Source organism: Flavobacterium daejeonense DSM 17708 (assembly GCF_000425425.1).
Classification (GTDB): domain Bacteria; phylum Bacteroidota; class Bacteroidia; order Flavobacteriales; family Flavobacteriaceae; genus Flavobacterium; species Flavobacterium daejeonense.
On record NZ_AUDK01000010.1, the window covers coordinates 70092 to 93323 of the forward strand.

The window sequence follows — 23232 nt, forward strand, 5'->3', positions numbered from 1 at the left end:
GCTAAGATGAAAAATTTAAGAGTAAAGATTCAGACTTGGTTTGACAAGAAAGATAGGCTTTGGCGAGAACTTCCTATGGATAAACAGCATGAATACACCTTGTACTTTTTTGCAGCGTATTTGGTGCTTACTATAGGCGTTGTTGTTAAGGTCTGCTATGATGTAGGGAAATCTAATCTTGGTATAACTATTAATCACATAGAAAATCCTATCGTTAGAAAAAAAGAATCCGCTATATCGTTGCAAGATTCGTTGTTAAAAATTATAAAAAATAAAAAACATGAAAGAAGATAAAAACAAAAAGAATATAGTCTTTGTTTGGGATGGTAGTTCAAAAGAAGCTACAGACGTGCTTCAGGAAAATACAGCGAACAAATTAGAAAAATTGAAAAAGCCAATCATTTTTTTCCTGATGGGTATTGTATTTCTGGGGTGTATGTATTTAATATTCAAACCATCCGAGGACAAAAAAACTACAGAAAACATAGGGCTCAATGATTCTGTTCCACAAGCTGCCGATATAGGTTTACATTCGGATAAACAAAAAGCCTATGAAGAGGAATTATTAGAACAAAAGAATCAGGAAAAACAAAATGCGCTGACATCGCTATCGGACTACTGGAATGAAGATAGTACCATTGAAACAAATCAAGATCTTGCTGAAGGTGAAAATGAGACTTCAAATAATCCTTCACTAAACAGTTATCGTAATGCCCAAAATACCTTAGGTACTTTTTATCAGAATGATAATTCGGAGACTTTGCAATTGCAAAAACAATTGACAGAGTTGAAAGAACAGCTTTCTAAAAAGGAAAATGTATCGGTAGATCCTGTAGAAAGCCAACTGGAATTAATGGAGAAATCCTATCAGATGGCGGCAAAATATCTACCAACAAATATGGCTTCAACAGAACAGTCCAAACAACAAATAGTACCAGTTCCTGGTTCATCAACTCAAAAGGAAACATTTGTAGGTGTTACGCTTAATCATAAAAAAGTAGTTTCTGCTTTGTATAGAGAAAATACAGATAGCACATTTTTAGCCAATTGGAATGAAAACCGAAATCGTAGCTTTTATACTGTAGGGAGAACCGAACAGGAAGCACAACCCAAAAACAGTATTCGTGCTGTTATCCAAGAAGAACAAATTGTAACAGGAGAAAGTAGTGTTCGTTTGCGTTTGTTACAGTCTGCCAAAACTGCAAATTATAGTATTCCGAAGGGAACAATTTTAACAGCAAATGCAAAATTGCAACAAGGACGCCTTCAAATGAAGATTACTTCGATAGCGCTAGAGGATAATATCTTTCCAGTAGATATTACAGTTTTTGGATTGGATGGACAAGAAGGTCTTTTTGTTCCCTATTCTCCGGAAATGAATGCCCTGACTGAAATGGCTGCCAATATGAGTCAAACTTCCGGAAGCAGTATCATGATGACAAGATCAGCCGGACAACAAATAGCGGGGGATTTAAGCCGCGGGGTGGTACAAGGTGTTTCTGGTTATTTTTCGAAAAAAGTCCGAACTCCAAAGGTTAGGTTGAAAGCAGGTCATCAGGTATTCCTTGTTTCAAAAAAGTAATAATTCAATTCTGTAAAACTCAATAAAAGAAAAGATGAAAACAATAATAAAAAACATAATGGTAGTATTAGTTTTAATAGCAGGATACGATGTTAATTCTCAAATTCAATGTACAGCTCCGGATACAACAAAGTTAAATTTGGGAAAGATAGAGCCGTACAAAATAGAAGTAACCTATAACAAAACTTCGCATTTGATTTTTCCGGTTGCTATCCGATACGTGGATTTGGGAAGTAATTGCCTGGTTGCCGGCAAGGCGGAAGATGCAGAAAATGTATTACGAGTAAAAGCCGCAGTTCTTGATTTTAAAGAGGAAACCAACTTTTCGGTTATTACTGAAGATGGACGTTTTTATAACTTCAATGTGCTTTACAATCCTTGTCCTGCCAACATGAATTATAATCTTTTAGAAATGCAAAAAGAAATACATAGGCAGAATACTAATGATGTTCTTTTTGAGGAACTGGGAAAGAATTCGCCTTCATTAGTAGATGAATTAATGGAAAGGATTTATAAAAAAGACAGATTAAATATAAAGTATTTAGAAGAAAAAAGTTTTGGTATCCAGCTTAGGCTGAAAGGAATTTATATCCATGATGACAAGTTCTATTTTTATACCGCACTTCGTAATTTTACTGATGTGCCGTTTCAAATTGATTTTATTACTTTCAAAGTAGTGGATAAAAAAGTTGCCAAACGAACCGTAATACAGGAAAAAATAATGACTCCATTGCGAATCTACAAACCATTAGATAAAATTGTAGGCAATACGACAGAGCGAAATGTATTTTTACTGAATCAATTTACCATTGCTGATGACAAGATACTATTGATAGGTATTTATGAAAAGAACGGTAGCAGGCATCAGATCTTGAAAATAGAAAATTCCGATTTGGTAAGAGCAAAACTGATTAAAAAGATGAAGTAGAAGATAGGTTTAAAAAAGTAAGGGAGGTTGTTTCATGATTTATGAAGCAGCCTCTTGGTATTTAGTGTTTTTGATTTCTTAACTGTTTTAAAACAATAAGTTAGCGGTGAGTGCCGTTTTAAATTTAAAGAGTGAAACATAAAAAATTAAATTATGAATCCAGCATTGGTTTTAAGTATTCTGGCTTTGCTAAGTGGTCTTGGTCTTCGTTATTGGATTAACAGAAGAAAGTTTTACAGGAGAAGTCCAATTGGAGCAGAAGGTTTTTCGAGTTATGAAAAGTCGGTTATCATTACTTTTTTGGAGCGTACCGGAAAATGGATTGCTTATATCCTGATTATTTTTGGACTTTTGTTTTATTGGAGCTATTCAAGACAAAAGAAAGAAAAAGAAGTTCCAATTGAAATGCAAAATCTAAAATAACAAAACGAAAAAGGAGGATAGTGAATATCCTCATGCAAAAATACCGCAAGCTTTTTGGTAAAATGGGAGGATTCACATTTTGCCAAAGGGCTTGCTTCTTTTTTTATAGTGAAAAGACTTTCCCGACCATTGGAAGGGAGTGTCTTTTTACTTGGATTTGTATTGTTAATCAGGATAAATTACAGACTTAATGAATTGAGATAGGCTTTAAGAACAATGTCATCAATAATACAGCGGCGTTCTTTTGCTTCTTTTCTTTGGTCGCTGATTTGGAAAGAAAAGAAGTCGGACAAAATCAAAAAGGAGGATAGTGAATATCCTCACGCAAAAATATCGCAAGCTTTTTAGTAAAATGAGAACATTCACATTTTGCCGAAGTGCTTGCTTCTTTTTTCACAGCAACAAGACTTTCCCGACCTTTGGAAGGGAGTGTCTTTTTGCTCTGATTTGTATTGTTAATCAGGATAAATTACAGACTTAATGAATTGATATAAGTTTTAGAACAATGCGATGAATAATACAGCGGCGTTCTTTTGCTTCTTTTCTTTGGTCGCAGATGTGGAAAGAAAAGAAGTCGGACAAAACGAAAAGGAGGATAGTAAATATCCTCACGCAAAAATACCGCGAGCTTTTTGATAAAATGGGAGGATTCACATTTTACCAAAGTGCTTGCTTCTTTTTTTACTGCAAAAAGACTTTCCCGACCATCGGAAGGGAGTGTCTTTTTGCAGTCCGCCCCGATAACTATCGGGGTTGGGTTAGTTAACAGGAATGGGTTGCGACCTAAAATCTTGTAAGTTGAGAAAAAAGCCTCTGTACTGTGTCAATCCGTTACGGAACAACCCCCATAAAAGAGAGCATCCCATTTGTGCCAGTGCGGAATTGATATATAAATCCTGTTTTTCTAATGCTTCAGCAAGGGAACAACTTGGAGTATCATCAATAGCTTCGGATTGTTTCAACAATTCATCAAATTCTTCGGTCACAAATGGTAAATTAGCAACCGTTTCGTATTTCTCGGAATTGGGTTGTTTTATTCTCCCAATGGTAGATAATATCACTTGTCCAGTATGTTGACTATTGCCAAAATCCATCCAATACTGGGGACGGTTGGAATATGCCCTGCTGTAGCTCAGTCGTTGCAAAATATCAGCAATTTCAAAACGAGCTTTGACACTATCCACACAGCTAATAAAAATACTTGCACTAGCGTTTTCGGGCAATCTGTCTAAACTGTCTTTTTCAAATTTTATCGTTTCCGCTTTCCAGTTTGTACCTGACCAACGGTTAGCTCTGTTAATTAAGGCTACTGATTTGTATAATCTTGTTTCACATTCGGCAAATCGTTGTCTGCCTAAATTGGCTTCCGTTATAATGTCATCATCCCAAAGGCGAACATTTAAACCTGCGTGCCCCAATGTAATAAGGCTATGGTTCATTTCAAGTAAGGCAGTTAGTACTTTTGACCCTGTTCCACCCGCACCGATAAGATTTACCGTAATGGGATTAGTGGGATTTATCAAATAGTTATCCGTAAAATGGACTTTTGTTTTTTCTGGATTCATCGCAATACATCTTTTATGGTTTTCTTACTGTTTATTAATACTTCTTTTGGGAAAACTTTGTCGGTGTTTATAAGACTTTCCCAAAGTGTCACACAGTTTCCTTTTATCGGATTATAATTGGGCATCAGATGGCTGAAATAACTATTGAAAAAGTAATGTTCCCATGCGCTGGTAAACGCTTCCAATAAAGCAATTTTCTTTATTTGAATATCTACAGTACCCATGCACACATTGCCATTTTCATAAACATTAAAAAAAGGTGCATTGTATAGTTTTGTATTTTCCTTAGGTCTTCGGTTACTTCCCAAAGCAAAAACCGAAAGACTATTTTTGTTGGCAATCCATAACATAGCCGGAACATTAGCAATACCTTTTGGAATTCCTAAATTTTCCGTAAAATACAGTTCTCTTGGCATCGCTTTGGTAAACCAAATTACTTTATTATTACTGCTGTCAATATGTAAAATACTATTGCTCATTATTCCCACAGATTTCAAACAAGGTTCTTTTTGTTCTTTTGCTGTTTTCAATGCTTTTGCCAGTTGATTTGCTTCTCGTATAGTCAAAGGGTGGGCATTAATGGGATTTCCGTTTTTGTCCATATCAAAATGTTCTACATAAGTAGCTGAGTTCATTTCTTTAGTCTGGTAGAATACCAATGCTGATATAGGATGATATAGCGTTCCAAAATTCGCTGTAATGTCTTTCATAACGATTATTTTAAAAGTTATTCAGGATGTATATTAATTCTTCAATAAGGGCAAATAACCGATTCTCAAAATCAAGATTGTTTTCGGTTGTGTCACTTCCGTCAAAACGTTTAAGAACACAAGGTTCTTCTATTTCTCCATATTCTTGTAATTCATTATTGACGCATTGTATAAGATTTTCATGTAACCAACCTTTGCCATCAGCATAAAAGGAAACATAATAATCCATTGTTAAAATGTTTTCCGTTTCGTCTTCGTCTGCTTCTTCGTTGGGTCTTGCATTTCGAAATACATTTTCGTTGGGATATTGTTCTAAAAGTGCATAGGCATCTTTAGCCAATTTCAAACAATCAAAGTCGAAAATACCTTTGCATTGAAAACGGTTCAATCGTTCTTTGAAATAGGTTAAATTGGCAGGGTTAAAAATCTTTTGTTCCATTCGGTCACCAATCCATTCTGCTTGGTCAAATTCACTTTGATAAATCGATGTGTCTTCGTCTTCGTCGTCATTCGTTAAATATTCCTTCAACATATCGTATTGCCAATGGAGAAAACTATTTTCCTGTCTGTAATAGGGGATGTTTACCCCGTGATAGAGATAACAACAGACCGATAGTAACAGTTGTGCATTGTGTTTTCGTTTTCTGTTTTTTAGCAATCTGTACAATGGTACTATTGGAATGTAGTACAATGTAGCATTTGTATTGTATCGTTCTTCACTTGTAAAAAAGGTTTTCCTATTATCTTGTATGAGTTTGATTTCTTCCCAATCCCTTATCTTACTTTTTAACTGTTTTTTTGTATCCCATAATGCCAGTGCAATATTATAGGGATAATTATAAATTTGAGTTTGGGTAGGTTTGATTTGATAATGTTCAGCAAGTTGGGAAAGGGACTGGTAAAAATCCCTTTCCATTTTTATATCTTTCTTACAAGGTTGTGTCATTTTTGTTTCTGCCAAAACAGGCAGAAATGAAGTTCTTAGAAAACCATCGGCAAAATCGGAATTGGTACAGACTGCTGTTTGTCCTTGTGAATTTCGTTTGCATCCTTGGTTCGTTGCATCCAGTTTGCGAACTCGTTTAACTGCCGATGTAATTGCTTTTGTTTTGAGGCTTTGGGTATGCGTATCGTATTCGCTATGGTATGTTGTTGCATAAGTCATCTTTTTATGGTTTTGAGTTTAACCTTTCGTTCCAATAGCACTTTCAAATCGGTATTGTACTGTATCATCCTTTATTACAGGAGCTGAAATTTTTGCGGTTGTGAGTATGGGATACGTATTGGAATAGAAATTCAATACCGCTTGTACACTCCATTTTGGTTCGGGGTCAGAGAGTTTGATTTCCTGACCTTTATCGATCAGAATGAAAACTCTTTCTAATTGCGTTGCTAATAACATAATTGCGTAAGTTTTAGGTTAAACATTTTCTTGCTCTGTTGCAAAAAGGCTTGGAGAAGCAAACTTGTCGGACAGTTCTTTTTTGCGCTTGTTTATGACTTCGGCATATTCAGGAAAATCGTTAGGATTGGGAACTTTCATCCAGGCATCACGGTGTTTGCCCTCTTTGTCTAATTCGTCAGCCTTTGCCATTGCTTCGTGATACTTTTTTTCTTTTTCTTCCTTGGCTTTTTTCTCCTTATCGGTTTTTTCTTTTTCCATTGCCGAATGCTTTTGGGCATTTTCCAATTGTTTCATATAGGCTTCCATATTGACCATTAAACCTGAGGTGGTTTCTAATGGAACAGCGATGCTTTTAAAAAATCCCTCGTCCAGTTCTTCTGCTGTACCTCTAAGATTTAGAGGTGTTATCAGTTGCTTTGCATGGTCTCCACATTGGTCATTTTGAAGTAATATGGAAACAATTAGTTTGTTTTCTACTCCTTTGGAAATCGTTAATTGTAAATTCCCTGTGATTTCCAATTGTGCTATTTGATTGAAAAAATTAGTACTCATCTTTCTAAAATTTTAAAGTGTTGTTAATTCTCTTTTGATTGCTGTCAGTTTCTCGTGCATATCCTTCCAATAGGCTTTTTGTATTTTGTCAAAATCAGAAAAGCTTTTGTCTTCGTGTTGGTATTCAGTGTATTGTTTCGTAATCTCAATGGCTTCATCAAGATTACTAACTTCAATCAGACAACCATTTAAGTCTGTTACTTTCATTTTTTAGCGATTTTGGTTAGTTGAAATGGAGAATATCACTACCAACTTTCGAAAAAGAGGTACACAGTTCAAAAGCCTTTTGAGATTTTATTTGTGCTGTACCACCCAATACAATAGATTGTAGTTTGGCTTCATCATCTTTGTAATTACGTACATTTTGGAAGTAGCCCGTCACAGCGTTATAAGCTCCAAACAAAGTACCTTTTGTGGTTTCCATTTGTTGGGAATCACTAGTCATAGCATAAGCAAAAGCACTTTCGACCGTATTTTTGAACACGGTGGATATTTCGTCGTCATTACCCTTTTTGATGTGATCTAAGGTCTCTTTATTGGGACAAAGAGCCAACTGTATCAGTTTTTCAACCTCCTTATCAGTTATTCTTACTTTTGCCCAGTTATTGAAAATAGATTCTAATTGGTTGCTAAACTCGTTTGCTAATCCCATTACTTTATGGGCATTGTCTAAACGTTGTTTTGCTCCCGAAGTATGACGGATGCGTACCACGTTGCTCATATTTTTGAGTGATGCGTTAAGTGTGTTTTGGCATACAATTCTAACAGGGGTAAAGGCTGCGGTAATACTTCCGCTACCATCGTGCGAAGTGGTAAGGAAAATATATTTTTCTGTTACATCATCACCATTACCCACACGGATATAATCAGGCAGTTTTGCAGTTATGAAAATACGCTCTCCATTGCCTAAAGCTCCTGCGGTCTCGTATAATATTCCATCCGTACCCCCTACGATAGCATCAAAAAAGCTAAAAGCCTCACGATTCTGAACAATATGATAGTCTTTACCTACTACGCCTAAAACGGTATTGTTATCAGTACGGATGGTAGAAAAATAGTCAGGAACGCTTAATTCGTAATTGCGAATCTCGATGCTGTTTGCAGTATCTATTATCCCTGAACTTTTAGTGTAAAGAGGTGTTTTGACTACTTCATAATCAAGTCCTGCGTGTTGGATGGCTTCTGCACTTGTAGGATAGTCTTGTACAATTTGTCCTAAACCATGCCACGCTTTTTGCTGAACGCTAAAGAATGAATAAAGTTCTGTTTTTTCGTTGAAATTTAAATTATGTCCCATGATATTGAAATTTTAAAATTTGAAAAAGATTAGATGAGTTTATTGTGTTAGAATGGTAAATCGTCGTTTGGTTCTTGATTTGTGGTCTTCGTTTTTTCTTGCTTGTTACTAACCTGAGCGTTTTCCGTTTTCTTAGTACCTCCGTGCAATTTGATAGTTGAGGTATGGAAGTTTAGGCTTGCTCTTAACTCGCCGTCATTTGCTGTCCACGGTCTTGTGCTAACTCTGCCTGTAAGTTCTACCAAAGTGCCTTTGGTTAGTATCTTCGCCACATTTGGGCTTATCCAATAAGAGCAATCAAAATAAGTTGTTTGCTCTATGCGTTCGCCCTGTTTGTTGCGATAGCTGTCGTTGGTAGCTACTGAAAAATTCACTACTTTTTTATCCTGTGATGTTGTGCGTACTTCCGCATCCCTTGTCAGTCTTCCGATGATGTTCATAATCTTTAATTTTTACTGTTACATTTTATTTGATTTATTATTCGGCAATGAGAGGAGGAGCTGTTTCGTTTCATTACCATTTTCAATGCTTTTGTTTTCCATAATTGACATTTTTTTTATTCGTCTAAAGAGTCGGAGTATGCTTTGTTTCGTTTCAGGAGCATAAAAAGGTTAGTGTTTAGTAGGAACAAGGTTTTGTCAAACAAATACAACCCGAATGGGTGGAGATTTTTTGACAAACCCGTAGGGCTTGAACTTGTTCCTGCGTTAAGAACACGTAAATACCTTTGCTCTTGAAATGAAATAAAGCATACAGGTTCTTGAATTAAAAGAGAAGTGGAAACGATGAAAGAGGCATTGCGTAAATGGTTCAAGGAGATGGTAAAGCTTTTATTTAAATGCAGTTGAATTATTTCTAAATAAAGTCTTAAGAATCAGTGAGTCGAGTTAACAAGTTCTGGCATTTAATAATTTTTTTGATCTTTTTTAGGACAAACAATTCCGTTATGTGACACAAGAAGACATTTTCGTTGATTGATCTATGTACAGCATAAATTGCATAAAAAAGTTGATTTGAAATAGTTATTTTATAATTGAGATAAAAGAAAGGAAATCAGTGAGTCAGCTTCCTAAAACACAGTAGCAATGAGTAATCTAATAGTGGAACAGCTGCAAAAAGAGGTAATACTACTACGCAGCAAAATGGAATACTTTGAAAAGTTAGTAGATTTTAATCTGTTAAACCTGAGTTTAGATTCCGGAAACTTGCCAAGCCATGTTAAAGGAAAATGTCATTCTAACTATAACAAGAGTGATTTAGCGCAGTTATTTTATGTTTTGATGGATGAAAAGATTTTGTTTTTTGATAGGCAGAATGATAACATTAATAGGGGTATGATGCAGCAATTTATGATTGATAGCTTCACTTACATAGGAGATGCGGGTATTCAGGTGCCGATTAGAACTATCAGTAAGCAATTCTCTGAAGCCAAGGGGTTTACTTATAAAGCAAAACATTTGAAATTTATGGACAAGATTTTGGAAGTATTTAAAGAACGCAGAGAGCGAATTGCCAGTATGTAATTAACAGTAGAAAATAGAATTTGAAATGTAATAAAATAAAATAGGTATTATGTCAGAGAGTAGTGAGCAATATAAAAAGGAATACCTGATTGCACTTGAAAAAATGCTTGTTCCTTTGTATGGAAAACTAGAGGCAATAGATTCAAAGATAAAAATACAGCAATCAAAATCTTCATTGAAGTATTACCGAAATGAAGATTTAAAGAAAATGTTTGGATTGTCTAATAATACCATTATAAAATACCGATTGAATGGTATTCTTCCCTATACCAAACTAGGTGACATATTTTTATATGAAGCTGCAAAAATTGAAAAAATCCTAAAAGCAAATGAGCCTTAGCATAGTGGGGATAAAGTTAAATGCGACAATTGAATTGCCGCATTTAACTTTCTATAAATTCAAGAGAAACGTGCCTTTAATTTTTTCATATCTTCTTTCACATTGACATCTAAAACTTTAGCGTAGTGTTGGGTTTGCCTGATATTGGTATGTCCCATCATTGCAGAGAGATTTTCGATTCTTACGCCATTTCCAAGAGTAACAGTAGTAGCAAAAGTATGCCTGGCGACATACCATGTCAGGTTTTTATTAATTCCACATATATCAGCAATTTCCTTTAAGTAGGCATTCATTTTTTGGTTTGATATTGACGGAATCAAGCCATCTTGTAGATCCTTATATTTATTAATTATTTTAAGTGCAGGAGGAAGAAGAGGTACATTTGCTTTAATTGCTGTTTTTGCTCTATTTGTTAAAATCCACAAATCATTGTTAGTGTCCTCGAATAGATTTTCTTTAGTAAGATTTGAAGCATCTACTGGCGCGTAACCAGTATAACAGCTGAATAGAAATATATCCCTAACTTTTTTTAAACGTTCATTAAAAATAGCTTTATTTTCAATAGAGGACAGTTCTTGCTGGGTCAAAAACACTGCATCTTTGATATTAAGCTTTCCATCATAGACTATAAATGGATTTTTATCCAAAATTCCCATTTTTATGCAGTAATTACAGGCTGTTTTATAAATTCTTAAGTACTTAACCACAGAATTATTTTTAATCCCGATTTTACCTTTATAATTGCTTTCATATTTTAGATAAGCCTCCAGATTATATACAAATGCACTATTTATTTCAGTCGCATCGATATTATTGATACCATACTGTTTTTTCATAAATAGGACTATAAGATCTTTAGCCCTTTCGTATTTCTGTAATGAGGCTTCAGCACGTTCTCCGGCATCCACCTTTTTTTTAAAATACGCATTGTGTTTTTGTATTATTTCAACGATGCTTATTGATTTTGATTTAATGATGACTTTTCCTTTAACCTCATTTTTGAGCAGTGACAGTGAAACATCGGAGTCGATTTTAGCCAGTTCATTAAATTTTTTCTCAATATTCATCTGAAATATATCCAGTGATTGTTTGATTACTTTTTCTTTTTCGAGCTTAAGCACGCCCCTGAGTTTATTGGTAAATTGCCATCTTTCTTTTGAGATTGATTTACCTGTAGACATTGTGATGGATTGCTGCTTAAATGAGATCTTAGCAATAATTGGAGACAGACCATGCGCATTGGCCTTTTCTGTCTTAATGTAGAAGATTACTTTTAACATGATTTCTAGTTTTTAAATTAATTTAAATTGACTTAAAAACTTTGTAAATAGCCAGTGTTTACAGGGAATTCCCGGGGAATTATCCTGATTTAGTTACCCTTTTTCCTGTCAGAATAGACAAAAATAATCAGGGTAACTCATAGGGTAACCGTTCTTTGATAATATATGTGCTTTTTGACATAAGGTAAAAAGCAAAAAAGCCTTTAAATACTAGTATTTAAAGGCTTTTGACTTTTAAAGTTTCTTTTGAAACTTTTACTGGCGGAGAAAGAGGGATTCGAACCCCCGGACCTGTTACAGTCAACAGTTTTCAAGACTGCCGCAATCGACCACTCTGCCATTTCTCCAATATGTCGCTATCATTTTGTGATTGCGAGTGCAAATATAGAATGTTTTTCCTGATAAAAAAATATTTAAAGCAAAGTGCCGTCAATATTTTTTGATAAATGGATTCTAAGTTATTCTATTTCTTTTTAATGTGTTGATTTTGAGCTTTAATTTCTGAAACTTTAATGTGTTGTTATTTTAAAATTTTTGAAAAACAGATTAAAAATTGAGATTTCCGGCTAATTCTTTTAAAGCAATTTCCGATAATTTTGCCTGATATTGGGCATTACTGTAGCGAACAGTTGCGTTTACAAAGTTCAGTTGGGCGGTTCTGAATTCTAAAGTAGTTATTGTCCCGATGTGAAATTTATCCAGTGTGATAGCTAAGTTTTGCTTTGCAATGGCCTGATTGGTTTCTTCTAACTGAATCAATTCTAAATTTGTTAAATAGGTTTGGTAAGCGGTTGCTAATTGGGTTTCCAAATTAAGATTTTGCTGTTCAATTTGGATTTTAGCATTTTCAACAGCTAAATTGGCTATTTTTTCATTTCGGCGTTGTGCCAAACCGTCAAATAAATTTAAAGAGGCGCTAAATCCATAGTTGATTCCTTTGGTCGAAGATTGAGTGGTAAAGCCCAAACTCGATTGCGTGTCTACAAAATTATAGCCTGTATTGACTTTTACGGTGGGATATCGGGAAGCTTTAACTTGTTTTAGCTGTAACTCGGCAATTCTTTTATTAATGATTTCTGCTTCGAGTTGTGGATTTTGTTTTTGGGCTAATTCGCTTAATTCTGTCAGTTTTAAATTCGAATCTACTTTAAAAATATCAGTTACTTTAAAATCGGTTTTTGTTGCTCTGGCCAGAATTTGATTCATCAAAATTTTAGTATTACTTAGCAATTCTTTTTGCTTTAGCAAAGTTACTTTGTCGGTATTTAAATCAACCTGAGCATTTAAAACTTCTAATTTAGAAGCTTTACCAATACTGAAACGATTTTGAGCTAAAGTGAGTCTTTGTTTTGAAATAACAATGGTAGAGTCTAAAGCGGCCAGTTGTTGCTGTTGCTGTACCAAATCATAATAAGTACCATAAACGTCTCCAATTTTGGTTAGAATACTTAATTTTAGTTCTGATTCACCCAGTTTCTGAAGTTCCTGAAGTTGTTCTTTTTTGGCAAACATTTTCATGCCGTCAAAAACAGTCCAATCTAAACCCACTCCGTAATTCAAACTATTGCTTTTACCGTTGTTTAAGCTGTTTACAGTGCCGTCTGAACGGGTTTGGGATATGTTTTGTAAATTATTATTATCGACTATCGAAGCGGTAAGTTTAGGTAACATTCCCGCGTTTCCGATGCTGTTATTGGTTTGATCCATTTTCAAATCATTCGCGGCAATTTTGATTTCGTAATTATTTTCTAAGGCTATTTTTAAAGCTTCTTCGATGGATAAAATTTGCTGCGCATTTGTATTCATTGTACAAATGAAAAGCAGCAACGATAAAAGAAACCATTGATTTGAATATTTCATATTAGTTACTTTGTTTTTCATATGCTTCAATATGTTCAAATTCAGGATAATGTTTTTTAGCTCTCGACCACATAAAATAAAGAGCCGGAATGATAAATAAGGTAAGTATTAATGAGAAAATAGTACCTCCCACAATTACGACTCCCATACCAATTCTGCTGGTTGCGGCTGCTCCTAACGAAAGGGCAATAGGCAAAGCTCCTAAAGAAATAGCCAAACTAGTCATTAAAATTGGACGCAAACGGGCTTCGGCGGCTTCCATGATGGCTTCCATTTTTGGTTTTCCCTGTTCCCGAAGCTGATTGGCAAATTCGACAATTAAAATTCCGTTTTTGGTTACCAGTCCAATAAGCATCACTGTCCCAATCTGGCTGAAAATATTCCAGGTTTGATCAAATAGCCACAGCGAAAATAAAGCTCCGGCAACGGCCATAGGAACGGTTAAAATGATAATAAAAGGATCTACAAAACTTTCAAATTGTGCCGCCAATATTAAAAAGATAAGTAATAATGCCAGTCCAAAAGCAAAAGCTGTATTGGAACTACTTTCGACAAAATCTCTGGATTCTCCACCTAAATCGGTGGTAAAAGTATCGTCAAGAACTTTCGCTTTGATTTCGTTCATGGCTTCAATTCCGTCACTAATACTTTTGCCCGGAGCTAAACCAGCTGAAACAGTTGCCGACATGAAACGGTTGTTGTGATACAATTGCGGAGGATTGCTTTGTTCCACCACATGAACAATATTGTCCATTTGAATCAATTCGCCTTTATTGTTTTTAACATACATCGAAGTTAAATCTAAAGGTCTCGAACGATCTTTTTGATCGAATTGTCCAATAACCTGATACTGTTTTCCCTTTTTGATAAAATATCCAAAACGTTGTCCACTTAATGAAAGTTGTAGGGTTTGCGCAATATCAATTACTGAAACGCCCAAACTTTCAGCTTTTTCGCGGTCAATGCTGATATTGATTTCAGGTTTGTTGAATTTTAAATTTACATCGCTCATGGAAAAAGTAGGATTGTTAGCCACTTCATCCATAAACAAAGGAATTTTTTCTTCTAATTTTTCAAAATTCTGGTTTTGAATAATGTACTGAATTGGTTGCCCGGCGCGTCGGTTTACGGCAATAGTAGGTTGTTCCGTAACCGAAATTTTAGCATCAGGATAGCGTTTTACCCATTTGCTTAATTTGGCAGCAATATCATGCTGGGTTTCTTTTCGTTCTTCCGGATCGTTTAATGAAAGTCGGACAAAACCACTGTTGACAGCTGCTGCCGCCGAATTAGGAGCCACAAGAGTAAGACTCACTTTTTTCTCAGGAATCGAATCGTCTATAAGTTTTGAGATTTCCTGTATAAAACGGTCGGTGTATTCAAAACTTGAGCCTTCCGGTGTGGTCATTCTTAAAATCAGGGAACTACGGTCATCATAAGGAGCGGTTTCTTTTTTGAGCAAATTATAAAACGTAAAAATCAATCCGAAACAGGCAATTAAAATGGGGAAACTAATCCATTTTTTTGCCATAAAACGATCCAGAGCCTTGGCGTAAGATTTGTTTAATTTTTCAAAATAAGGTTCGGTTAAACGGTAAAATTTAGACTTTTTTTGTTCGCCGCCTTTCATTAAATAGGCATTTAGCATAGGAGTTAAGGTCAAAGAAACAAAAGCGGAAACCAATACCGCAGCTCCAATGACCACACCAAATTCCCGGAATAATCGACCAACGAATCCTTCTAAGAAAATTACCGGTAAAAATACCGCTGCCAATGTGATGGAAATAGAAATTACCGCAAAGAAAATTTCGTTTGAACCTTTGACGGCTGCTTCAATTGGCGACATACCTTCTTCTACTTTTTTAAAAATATTTTCGGTAACCACAATTCCGTCGTCCACTACTAATCCCGTAGCTAAAACAATTGCTAACAGCGTTAAAACGTTAATGGAAAATCCAAAAAGCCACATGATAAAAAAGGTCGCTATCAAAGAAACCGGAATATCAATTAAAGGTCTGAATGCAATGGCCCAGTCTCTAAAGAATAAATAGATAATCAGGATTACCAGCAGGATTGAAACCCCAAGGGTCTCGGCAACTTCCATCACCGATTTTTTGACAAAAATAGTATTGTCTAAAGCAATATTGAGATGAATATCTTTAGGTAAATCTTTCTTTAAAATTTCGAATTGTTTGTAGAATTCTTTAGAAATATCCAAATAGTTCGCTCCGGGTTGCGGAACTATGGCCACTCCAACCAAAGGTAAACCGGATTGGGTAAGTTTGGTTTCAATATTTTCCGCATCCAAAACGGCAGTTCCAATGTCGCTAAAACGCACAATTTTATCACCATTTGAACGAATGATAATATTATTGAATTCTTCTTCTGTGGATAAATTTCCAACGGTTTTTACCGTCAATTCGGTATTGTTTCCGGTTAATTTTCCCGATGGTAATTCCACATTTTGTTTGTCTAATGCCAATTTTACTTCGGCTACCGTGCAACCATAAGAAGCTAATTTTGCCGGATCAATCCACATACGCATAGCATAACGTTTTTGCCCCCAAATTTGAACTCCACTTACGCCGGGAATAGTTTCCAGTCGTTGCGAAATAACATTTTCGGCATAATCGCTCAGTTCAAGCTGATTTCTGGAATCACTTTGTACGGTCATCGAAATAATGGCATCGCTGTCGGCATCGGCTTTGGAAACTACCGGAGGCGCATCAATATCCTGAGGTAATTTTCTAACCGCCTGCGAAACCTTGTCACGAACATCATTTGCCGCTTCTTCTAAATCTTTGTCCAGATTAAATTCAACGGTAATATTGCTGCTTCCCTGATTACTTGACGAACTGATATTGCGGATTCCGTCAATGGAATTAATGGCTTTTTCTAAAGGTTCAGTGATTTGAGATTCAATAATATCGGCATTGGCACCTGTATAACTGGTTTTAATCGAAACCTGCGCTGGATCAATAGAAGGAAATTCGCGAACACCCAGATAAGTGTAACCGATAATTCCAAAAATGATGATAGCCAGATTCATAACTATCGTCATTACGGGTCTTTTTATGCTTAAAGTGGATAAACTCATTATGCTTTAGAAGTTATGGATTGTGAATTATGAGTTGCGGCTTGTGAGTTGTCAGTTGTGGATAAAACGTATTTGCTATAACTTACAATAGATAACTTATAACTTTACCTTTATGGGAGTTTCGTTTTTTAAAGCCATTACGCCACTTGTAATTACGGTATCGGCCGGATTTAATCCTGACAGAATTAAAACTGAAGCATCGGTCCTGGTGGCGGTTTCTACCATAACTTCTTTGGCTTTTCCCTGGTTTGAAATAAAAACTTTTTTTCCGTTTTGAACCGGAATAACCGCTTCGGTAGGAACTACAATAGCATCTTTAATGACAGCTAACGGCAATTCGACGTCGGCAAAAGTTCCCGGAAATAATTTACGGTCTTTATTTTCGGTAATGGCGCGTACCTGCAGGGTACGGGTGGCTACTTCAACCGCCGGCTCGATAGCATATATTTTTGCTTTAAATTTTTCTTTTGATCCCGAAACAGAGAAATTAAATTCGGTATTGTCAGTTACCTGACCAGCGTATTTTTCCGGAATTGAAAAAGTGATTTTAAGTTTGCCAAGGTTAACCAGATTAGTTACTAAAATACTCGGAGTGATGTAGGTTCCAACAGAAATATTTCGTAATCCGATTTTGCCGGAAAAAGGAGCACGAACCGAGGTTTTGGCTAATTGCGCTTTTATTAGCTGACTTTGGGCTTTTGCGGAAGCATATTCGGCTCTGGCTACATCGTATTCTTCCTGACTGATAGCTTCTTTTTGCAATAAAAGTTTGGCTCTTCTTTCGTTTTCAGCTGCCAGATTTTCTTTAGTGGAAGTCTGACTTAATTGCGCTCTTAGTTCCGAATCATTGACTTTAAATAAAAGCTGTCCTTTAACAACCTGACTTCCTTCTTTAAAATTAATACTTTCAACAATTCCGGATACTTCCGAACGAATTTCCACCTGCTCATTGGCTTCAATGGAACCGGATAAGGAAAGGTTGTTGTCAAAAGTTTGTGGTTTTACAATGATTCCATTCACCTGAATAGGATTCTTTTTGTCTGATTTGTCTTTGCCATTTTCCGAATCTTTTTTGTTTTCAATAATTCGGTAAGTTACAAAAGAACCAAAACCAATAATAAGTAAGGCGTAAACTAAGTTTTTTATTTTCATAGTCAATGAAAGAATAAAATTTGAAATAAATTATTTACAGGAACTGTATGAAATTAAGAAACTGCAATTTAAATCATATTTAACGCTTGTTCGTATAAATACTAAGAATTAGATGTTTTTTAACAATTTGCCAATATTCTTTATGCAGTAGTACGTTAGGACTGCTTTTTTTTATAAAGGTTTATTGCTTTTGTTGGAAAAAAATATAAAAATACCGTAACTGACTAATTTTGAAATGTAAAATGTTTACTGGTAGTTGTTTAACTGATATAATTCCAAATATTTTTTTTCTTAGTCAATTCCATATAAACAGCTTTTAAAACGGCGTGTTCGGGTTTTTGCAGTCCCATATCTGAATTTACAATTTGCATTGCATAAGCACGTGCCACCGAAAGGACTTCTTTGTCTTTTACAATATCAGCAATTTGAAGGTTAAGTACACCGCTTTGTTGAGTTCCCATGAAATTTCCGGGACCGCGAAGTTTTAGATCCACTTCGGCAATTTCAAAACCGTCATTGGTACGAACCATCGTTTCCATTCTGGTTTTACTGTCTGAACTTAGTTTATGATCGGTAATTAGAATGCAATAACTTTGTTCGGCACCACGACCTACACGACCACGTAATTGGTGTAATTGTGAAAGTCCAAAACGTTCGGCGCTTTCGATAATCATTACTGAAGCATTTGGGACATTTACGCCCACTTCAATTACCGTAGTAGCCACCATAATATTGGTTTTTCTTTCGGCAAAACGTTTCATTTCGGCGTCTTTGTCTGCTGGTTTCATTTTGCCGTGTACAATCGAAATCGCATATTGCGGCAATGGAAAATCTCTGGAAATACTCTCGTAACCGTCCATCAAATCTTTGTAATCCATTTTTTCCGATTCCTGAATTAAAGGATAAACAATGTAGATTTGACGACCTAAGGCAATTTCGTCCCGAATGAATTTCCAAATTTTCAAACGATTACTGTCGTAACGATGTACGGTTTGAATCGGTTTTCGGCCGGGGGGCAATTCGTCGATGACAGAAATATCCAAATCGCCATACAAACTCATCGCCAAAGTGCGTGGAATAGGAGTGGCGGTCATCACCAGAATATGTGGCGGAATAGCATTCTTTTTCCATAATTTAGAGCGTTGTTCTACACCAAAACGATGTTGTTCGTCAATGATTGCTAATCCGATATTATGAAATTTTACTTTGTCTTCCAGTAAAGCGTGAGTGCCAATCAGGATTTGTAAATTCCCGTTTTCAAGCTCTTTGTGAATGATTTTTCGTTCTGAAGTTTTAGTTGAACCAGTAAGTATTTTTATGTTTATATTCAGTTTGTTAGATAATTCCGAAAGTCCTAAAAAATGTTGATTCGCTAAGATTTCTGTCGGAGCCATTAAACAGGCTTGGAAGCCGTTATCGATAGCCAGTAACATACTCATGAAAGCCACGATGGTTTTTCCGGAACCTACATCTCCCTGCAACAAACGATTCATTTGGGCGTTGCTTCCCATGTCGGTTCGGATTTCTTTGATAACTCTTTTTTGCGCATTGGTTAATTCAAAAGGCAGATGATTTTGGTAAAAATCATTAAAAAGCGCGCCTACTTTACTAAAAGGATGTCCTTTAATTTTATGTTTTTGAATCAAATTTTTCATAATCAATTGTAGCTGAATGAAAAATAATTCTTCAAATTTTAATCGAAATTGAGCCTTTGCTAAAGCATTGGCACTTTTGGGAAAATGAATATTGAATAAGGCCGCATTCTTCGGAATTAACTTTAACTCCTGCATTAAGTAATCGGGTAAAGTTTCTGAAAATAAGGCTTGTGTTTCAATAAATAACTGTTGCATCATTTTATTGATGACTCTGTTCGAAATCCCACGATTGGTTAAGGTTTCTGTTGAAGGATACACTGCCTGCATGGCCGAACGCAAACTTTGTTGGTGTTCGCTCCAAAGTTCAATTTCGGGATGTGGCATGTTGTACACGCCGTTAAAAGAAGAGCATTTGCCAAAAACAACAATTACTTCGTTTATTTTTAAAGATTCCCGAATCCATTTGTGTCCCTGAAACCAAACCAATTCCATTTGTCCGGTTTCGTCCACAAAAGTAGCTACGAGTCTTTTTCTGCCTTTGGCAAATTCAACAGTTTTGACATTGATAATTTTTCCGATAATTTGTACCTCGGCTATGTTGTTTTGCAGTTGGTTTATTTTGTAATATCGCGTTCGGTCGATGTAGCGATTGGGATATAAATTCAATAAATCGCCGTATTTGTGAATCCCCAATTCCTTACGAAGTAATTCGCCCCGACTGGGACCAACGCCTTTTAGATATTCGATAGGAGTAAGCAGGAGATTGTTAGAAGACATTTAGAATTTTAGATTTTACCCTTCGACAAGCTCAGGGTGACAATGAAAAAATGACAAAAGGATTAATCTTTAAATTTCAAAAAACGAAGATAGTTTTTAATTGGGAATTTTGAAAATTCTTTTGAATTTAAGTATCGCTGTATTTGATGATATTTTTAATTATTGTCTTATTTAACGATATTTTAAATTATCGTTTTATTTAGCGATATTTTTTGTATCTTGCATTAAAATCATAAAAAATGAAAGCAGTTATTACAGGAGATATTATGGGTTCCAGAAAACTGGCATCGGCAATTTGGTTGCCGGAACTAAAAACAGTTTTAAGTCATTATGGAAGCGAACCTAAAGATTGGGAAATTTATCGGGGAGATAGTTTTCAGTTGCTTGTTCCTGCCGAAGAGGCACTCGAAATTGCTTTGTGTATAAAAGCGACGATTAAGCAATTTAAAGAAATAGATGTTCGAATGGCAATAGGAGTGGGGGCTGTAGATTATTTGGCGGAGAAAATCACGGAATCCAATGGCGAGGCATTTATAAATTCGGGTGAATGTTTTGAAGATTTAAAAAAGCAAACCTTAGGGCTTAAAACGCCTTGGGAACCGATGAACGCAACTTTTTCGGTTGTCTTTCCGTTTATGTTGATGATTGCCGATAACTGGACCAGTACTTCAGCTGAAATTTTGAAAAAAGCAATAGAAAATCCGGAGTTTAATCAAAGTCAATTAGCGGAATCCCTGAACAGAAAAAGTCAAAGTTCTATTAGTTCGTCGCTGAAAAGAGCAGGTTATGAAGAGCTGAAAAACATGATTTCATTTTATAAACAACAAATTCAAAAACAATGGTAGTATTATTTTTAAGTCTGATTTTAGCACATTTTGTTGGCGATTTTTTGTTACAGCCTTCCAGTTGGGTTAGGGATAAACAACGGAAAAAAGTCAAATCAAAATATTTGTATTACCATATCGGAGTGCATTTGGGATTGCTTTTAATTGCTACCCAATTCAATAAAGAGTATTTGTTAGGGGTGCTTTTTTTAGCCTGGAGTCATTTGATAATTGACGGTGCTAAATTGCATTTCGGGAAAAAGAAAACGGAGAAATTATGGTTTTTTGCGGATCAATTGCTGCATTTGATGATGATTGTCTTGGTGGTTTATTATTATTTCCCTTATGAAATTCCTATTGAAAATTTGTATTCTCAACAAAGTCTGGCTTTGCTTACTTCATTAGTTTTGGTGACTTATGTAAGTGCGATTGTGTTGAAAGTATTATTGTCGAAATGGAGTGCTCAAATTACGAAAAGTGATGCCGGAAAAACGAATAATGCCGGGAAATATATTGGGATTTTGGAGCGATTGTTTATTTTCTTTTTTGTAGTAATCAATTTTTGGGAAGGAATCGGATTTTTGTTGGCAGCTAAATCCATTTTTAGATTCGGAGATTTAAAAGAATCCAAAGACGTTCGTTTGACCGAATATATTTTGATAGGAACTTTGTTGAGTTTCGGTTTTGGGGTTTTATGTGCGATGTTGTATCGATGCTTTATTTAACCGCAAAGTTTTGAAAGTTATTCTGCAGAGTTTACAAAGAAAAAATCTGCTACATCTGATTGCTATATTTTGCACTCAGATTTAGCAGATTCAGCAGATTTAAAACATCAAAGCTTCGCTAAATCTTTTAAAAAAATTTGCGAAGCTTTGCGTAAACTTTTTCCCTTTGCGGTAAGAAAAAAGATTTTCCGGTAAGAAAGAATTAATCTTACTCCGGAATTTGCTGACTCAAACAGTGTAAGGTTCCGAATCCCCAAATCAAATCAATCGCACTAATTCCGATTATTTCTCTGTCTGGAAAACATTCTGCCAGGATGTTCAAAGCTTTTCTGTCGTTCGCATCGTTGAAAGTAGGAACCAATACACAATTATTTAAAATTAAGAAGTTGGCATAACTTGCCGGCAAACGTAAATCTTCAAAATCCAATTGTTTTGGCATTGGTAAAGTCACGATTACAGGCGATTTTCCGTTTTCTAATTTGGCGTTTTGCAAACGTTTTAAATTTTCCTGTAAAGGCTCGTAATTAGCATCTGTTTTATCCGTTTCTACAATGGTAACAATCGTGTCTTCGTTGATAAAACGAGCTAAATCGTCAATGTGACCGTGCGTGTCATCGCCCTGAATTCCGTCGCCTAACCAAATCACGTTGGTTACGCCTAAATATTCTTTGAAAACTGCTTCGTAATCTTCTTTAGTGAATCCGGCGTTACGCACCTGAATACTCGGGTGCATCAAACATTCTTCTGAGGTTAAAAGTGTACCACGACCGTTTACATCAATCGCGCCACCCTCAACAATTACAGGCTTTCCTTTGTAGCTAACCTGAGTTAATGGTATTTGTAAAGCATCAGCCACTTTTGCAGGAACATGTTTGTCTAACTGATAGTTTTTATATTTTGCCCAACCGTTAAAGTTAAAATTCAAAGCTTCTCTTTTGCCATCTCTATAAACAACAATTGGCCCCGAATCACGCATCCAGCTACGGTTTGTTTTTTGTTGGATAAAAGTAATTTTATCTAAATCAACTCTCGCACGATCCAACATGTCTGTTACTTTTGCTTGCAGTTTTTGGTCAATAACCACCAAAAAAACCTTTTCGTAAGTAGCCACTTTTTTAATGAACTCCACAAAAGCCCATTGAATGGCTTCATATTTCCCCGGCCAATCGTTTCCGTTGTGCGGAAAACAAAGTAAAATTCCCTCTTGTTTTTCCCATTCAGCAGGAAAACGTCTTGTAGTAGTTGTCATAAAAAAAGGCTTATTATTTTGAGACCGCAAATATACGTATTCGTAAGGATTATAAAAATGAGTGACCATTATTACTTATAGTTTTTTAAGGAGCAATTTCCAGCTCTCCGTTACAAGGTATTTGGGAAAGCCTTGTTTTTCCAAGTGTCGGGAGGAGCTTTTTTTAGTCGCTCTCCCGGCACAAGAAAAACGAGACGTTCCCGACATACGCTTTTCACTTTGATCTGGGCTAGGGAAGTGTTTTTTTTGTAGGAAAAATAAATTTTTAAAAATGTTTTGTGAGAGAAAGTTGTTTATATTTGATAATACTTTGATTTAATATTTTAATAGAAAATGAAAACACTCCGT

The 23232-nt window shown here is 35.6% G+C and carries 22 protein-coding genes and 1 tRNA gene; 8 read left to right on the plus strand and 15 right to left on the minus strand.

Going from position 1 to position 23232, the window contains the following annotated elements; genetic code table 11:
* Positions 1–6 precede the first annotated feature (6 nt).
* From H599_RS0108605 to H599_RS0108620, 4 genes are all read left to right on the plus strand, one after another.
* Positions 7–294, plus strand: a complete 288-nt coding sequence (locus H599_RS0108605) for a nitrogen regulatory IIA protein (RefSeq protein ID WP_026713756.1) — start codon at positions 7–9, stop codon at positions 292–294.
* Entirely contained in the window at positions 281–1582 is a 1302-nt protein-coding gene (gene traM / locus H599_RS0108610) for a conjugative transposon protein TraM (protein WP_026713757.1), read from the plus strand. Before H599_RS0108605 ends, traM begins: the two co-directional genes overlap by 14 nt.
* Positions 1583–1616: 34 nt before the next feature.
* Positions 1617–2510: a conjugative transposon protein TraN gene (traN, locus tag H599_RS0108615; protein ID WP_026713758.1), complete on the plus strand. Its 894-nt coding sequence runs from the start codon at positions 1617–1619 to the stop codon at positions 2508–2510.
* A 153-nt stretch (positions 2511–2663) separates the two neighbouring features.
* Positions 2664–2933 (plus strand): hypothetical protein, encoded by a 270-nt coding sequence (locus tag H599_RS0108620; protein ID WP_026713759.1) that lies wholly within the window; start codon positions 2664–2666, stop codon positions 2931–2933.
* A 758-nt stretch (positions 2934–3691) separates the two neighbouring features.
* Here H599_RS0108620 and H599_RS0108630 read toward each other — a convergent pair.
* Genes H599_RS0108630 through H599_RS0108665 form a run of 8 tightly spaced genes read right to left on the minus strand, consistent with a single transcriptional unit; the run spans position 3692 to position 8902 of the window.
* Positions 3692–4498: a PRTRC system ThiF family protein gene (locus H599_RS0108630; RefSeq protein WP_026713761.1), complete on the minus strand. Its 807-nt coding sequence runs from the start codon at positions 4496–4498 to the stop codon at positions 3692–3694.
* Positions 4495–5208 carry a PRTRC system protein B gene (locus H599_RS0108635; RefSeq protein WP_026713762.1) on the minus strand — a complete coding sequence of 238 codons (714 nt, stop codon included), beginning with the start codon at positions 5206–5208 and terminating at the stop codon, positions 4495–4497. Before H599_RS0108635 ends, H599_RS0108630 begins: the two co-directional genes overlap by 4 nt.
* Before the next feature lie 10 nt (positions 5209–5218).
* Positions 5219–6373 carry a hypothetical protein gene (locus H599_RS0108640; RefSeq protein ID WP_026713763.1) on the minus strand — a complete coding sequence of 385 codons (1155 nt, stop codon included), beginning with the start codon at positions 6371–6373 and terminating at the stop codon, positions 5219–5221.
* Positions 6374–6391: 18 nt separating this feature from the next.
* On the minus strand, positions 6392–6610 hold the full coding sequence (locus H599_RS0108645) for a PRTRC system protein C (protein ID WP_026713764.1): 219 nt from the start codon (positions 6608–6610) through the stop codon (positions 6392–6394).
* Between the two features lie 18 nt (positions 6611–6628).
* Positions 6629–7165, minus strand: coding sequence for a PRTRC system protein E (locus H599_RS0108650; RefSeq protein ID WP_026713765.1), 537 nt, complete (start codon positions 7163–7165; stop codon positions 6629–6631).
* Positions 7166–7177: 12 nt separating this feature from the next.
* Positions 7178–7372, minus strand: a complete 195-nt coding sequence (locus H599_RS0108655) for a hypothetical protein (RefSeq protein ID WP_026713766.1) — start codon at positions 7370–7372, stop codon at positions 7178–7180.
* A gap of 16 nt (positions 7373–7388) precedes the next feature.
* The gene (locus tag H599_RS0108660) at positions 7389–8462 is read right to left on the minus strand and encodes a DUF932 domain-containing protein (RefSeq protein ID WP_026713767.1); all 1074 of its coding nucleotides are present in this window, start codon (positions 8460–8462) and stop codon (positions 7389–7391) included.
* A 47-nt stretch (positions 8463–8509) separates the two neighbouring features.
* Positions 8510–8902: a single-stranded DNA-binding protein gene (locus H599_RS0108665; RefSeq protein WP_026713768.1), complete on the minus strand. Its 393-nt coding sequence runs from the start codon at positions 8900–8902 to the stop codon at positions 8510–8512.
* A gap of 645 nt (positions 8903–9547) precedes the next feature.
* Here H599_RS0108665 and H599_RS0108670 point away from each other — a divergent pair.
* Together H599_RS0108670 and H599_RS0108675 are read left to right on the plus strand one after the other, a co-directional pair.
* Complete coding sequence (locus H599_RS0108670) at positions 9548–9985, plus strand: hypothetical protein (RefSeq protein ID WP_026713769.1); 438 nt, start codon at positions 9548–9550, stop codon at positions 9983–9985.
* A 49-nt stretch (positions 9986–10034) separates the two neighbouring features.
* Positions 10035–10325, plus strand: a complete 291-nt coding sequence (locus H599_RS0108675; protein WP_026713770.1) for a MerR family transcriptional regulator — start codon at positions 10035–10037, stop codon at positions 10323–10325.
* A 59-nt stretch (positions 10326–10384) separates the two neighbouring features.
* Here the strand turns inward: H599_RS0108675 and H599_RS0108680 are convergent, their stop codons facing one another.
* From H599_RS0108680 to recG, 6 genes are all read right to left on the minus strand, one after another.
* Complete coding sequence (locus tag H599_RS0108680) at positions 10385–11605, minus strand: site-specific integrase (RefSeq protein ID WP_026713771.1); 1221 nt, start codon at positions 11603–11605, stop codon at positions 10385–10387.
* A 259-nt stretch (positions 11606–11864) separates the two neighbouring features.
* Positions 11865–11952: transfer RNA gene (locus H599_RS0108685), tRNA-Ser, on the minus strand.
* 199 nt (positions 11953–12151) lie between these two features.
* Positions 12152–13465: a TolC family protein gene (locus H599_RS0108690; RefSeq protein WP_026713772.1), complete on the minus strand. Its 1314-nt coding sequence runs from the start codon at positions 13463–13465 to the stop codon at positions 12152–12154.
* A 1-nt stretch (position 13466) separates the two neighbouring features.
* Positions 13467–16562: an efflux RND transporter permease subunit gene (locus tag H599_RS0108695; protein WP_026713773.1), complete on the minus strand. Its 3096-nt coding sequence runs from the start codon at positions 16560–16562 to the stop codon at positions 13467–13469.
* A gap of 96 nt (positions 16563–16658) precedes the next feature.
* On the minus strand, positions 16659–17714 hold the full coding sequence (locus H599_RS0108700; protein WP_026713774.1) for an efflux RND transporter periplasmic adaptor subunit: 1056 nt from the start codon (positions 17712–17714) through the stop codon (positions 16659–16661).
* Positions 17715–17974: 260 nt separating this feature from the next.
* The gene (recG, locus tag H599_RS0108705; protein WP_026713775.1) at positions 17975–20086 is read right to left on the minus strand and encodes an ATP-dependent DNA helicase RecG; all 2112 of its coding nucleotides are present in this window, start codon (positions 20084–20086) and stop codon (positions 17975–17977) included.
* Between the two features lie 239 nt (positions 20087–20325).
* On the opposite strand from recG, the gene H599_RS0108710 reads away from it, so the two are divergent.
* Both H599_RS0108710 and H599_RS0108715 read left to right on the plus strand, forming a co-directional pair.
* Entirely contained in the window at positions 20326–20931 is a 606-nt protein-coding gene (locus tag H599_RS0108710; protein WP_026713776.1) for a hypothetical protein, read from the plus strand.
* Positions 20925–21635, plus strand: a complete 711-nt coding sequence (locus tag H599_RS0108715; protein WP_026713777.1) for a DUF3307 domain-containing protein — start codon at positions 20925–20927, stop codon at positions 21633–21635. Before H599_RS0108710 ends, H599_RS0108715 begins: the two co-directional genes overlap by 7 nt.
* 208 nt (positions 21636–21843) lie before the next feature.
* Here H599_RS0108715 and H599_RS0108720 read toward each other — a convergent pair whose 3' ends face one another.
* Positions 21844–22884 (minus strand): agmatine deiminase family protein, encoded by a 1041-nt coding sequence (locus H599_RS0108720; protein WP_026713778.1) that lies wholly within the window; start codon positions 22882–22884, stop codon positions 21844–21846.
* Positions 22885–23232 lie beyond the last annotated feature (348 nt).

What these genes read in the sequence shown, in the direction of transcription:
- H599_RS0108655 (WP_026713766.1), bottom strand. Translation starts at nt 7,372, where the DNA reads ATGAAAGTAACAGACTTAAATGGTTGTCTGATTGAAGTTAGTAATCTT.
- H599_RS0108700 (WP_026713774.1), bottom strand. Translation starts at nt 17,714, where the DNA reads ATGAAAATAAAAAACTTAGTTTACGCCTTACTTATTATTGGTTTTGGT.
- H599_RS0108715 (WP_026713777.1), top strand. Translation starts at nt 20,925, where the DNA reads ATGGTAGTATTATTTTTAAGTCTGATTTTAGCACATTTTGTTGGCGAT.
- H599_RS0108640 (WP_026713763.1), bottom strand. Translation starts at nt 6,373, where the DNA reads ATGACTTATGCAACAACATACCATAGCGAATACGATACGCATACCCAA.
- H599_RS0108635 (WP_026713762.1), bottom strand. Translation starts at nt 5,208, where the DNA reads ATGAAAGACATTACAGCGAATTTTGGAACGCTATATCATCCTATATCA.
- H599_RS0108665 (WP_026713768.1), bottom strand. Translation starts at nt 8,902, where the DNA reads ATGAACATCATCGGAAGACTGACAAGGGATGCGGAAGTACGCACAACA.
- H599_RS0108620 (WP_026713759.1), top strand. Translation starts at nt 2,664, where the DNA reads ATGAATCCAGCATTGGTTTTAAGTATTCTGGCTTTGCTAAGTGGTCTT.
- H599_RS0108630 (WP_026713761.1), bottom strand. Translation starts at nt 4,498, where the DNA reads ATGAATCCAGAAAAAACAAAAGTCCATTTTACGGATAACTATTTGATA.
- H599_RS0108695 (WP_026713773.1), bottom strand. Translation starts at nt 16,562, where the DNA reads ATGAGTTTATCCACTTTAAGCATAAAAAGACCCGTAATGACGATAGTT.
- H599_RS0108690 (WP_026713772.1), bottom strand. Translation starts at nt 13,465, where the DNA reads ATGAAATATTCAAATCAATGGTTTCTTTTATCGTTGCTGCTTTTCATT.
- H599_RS0108660 (WP_026713767.1), bottom strand. Translation starts at nt 8,462, where the DNA reads ATGGGACATAATTTAAATTTCAACGAAAAAACAGAACTTTATTCATTC.
- H599_RS0108675 (WP_026713770.1), top strand. Translation starts at nt 10,035, where the DNA reads ATGTCAGAGAGTAGTGAGCAATATAAAAAGGAATACCTGATTGCACTT.
- H599_RS0108720 (WP_026713778.1), bottom strand. Translation starts at nt 22,884, where the DNA reads ATGACAACTACTACAAGACGTTTTCCTGCTGAATGGGAAAAACAAGAG.
- H599_RS0108680 (WP_026713771.1), bottom strand. Translation starts at nt 11,605, where the DNA reads ATGTTAAAAGTAATCTTCTACATTAAGACAGAAAAGGCCAATGCGCAT.
- recG (WP_026713775.1), bottom strand. Translation starts at nt 20,086, where the DNA reads ATGTCTTCTAACAATCTCCTGCTTACTCCTATCGAATATCTAAAAGGC.
- H599_RS0108605 (WP_026713756.1), top strand. Translation starts at nt 7, where the DNA reads ATGAAAAATTTAAGAGTAAAGATTCAGACTTGGTTTGACAAGAAAGAT.
- H599_RS0108710 (WP_026713776.1), top strand. Translation starts at nt 20,326, where the DNA reads ATGAAAGCAGTTATTACAGGAGATATTATGGGTTCCAGAAAACTGGCA.
- traM (WP_026713757.1), top strand. Translation starts at nt 281, where the DNA reads ATGAAAGAAGATAAAAACAAAAAGAATATAGTCTTTGTTTGGGATGGT.
- H599_RS0108670 (WP_026713769.1), top strand. Translation starts at nt 9,548, where the DNA reads ATGAGTAATCTAATAGTGGAACAGCTGCAAAAAGAGGTAATACTACTA.
- H599_RS0108645 (WP_026713764.1), bottom strand. Translation starts at nt 6,610, where the DNA reads ATGTTATTAGCAACGCAATTAGAAAGAGTTTTCATTCTGATCGATAAA.
- traN (WP_026713758.1), top strand. Translation starts at nt 1,617, where the DNA reads ATGAAAACAATAATAAAAAACATAATGGTAGTATTAGTTTTAATAGCA.
- H599_RS0108650 (WP_026713765.1), bottom strand. Translation starts at nt 7,165, where the DNA reads ATGAGTACTAATTTTTTCAATCAAATAGCACAATTGGAAATCACAGGG.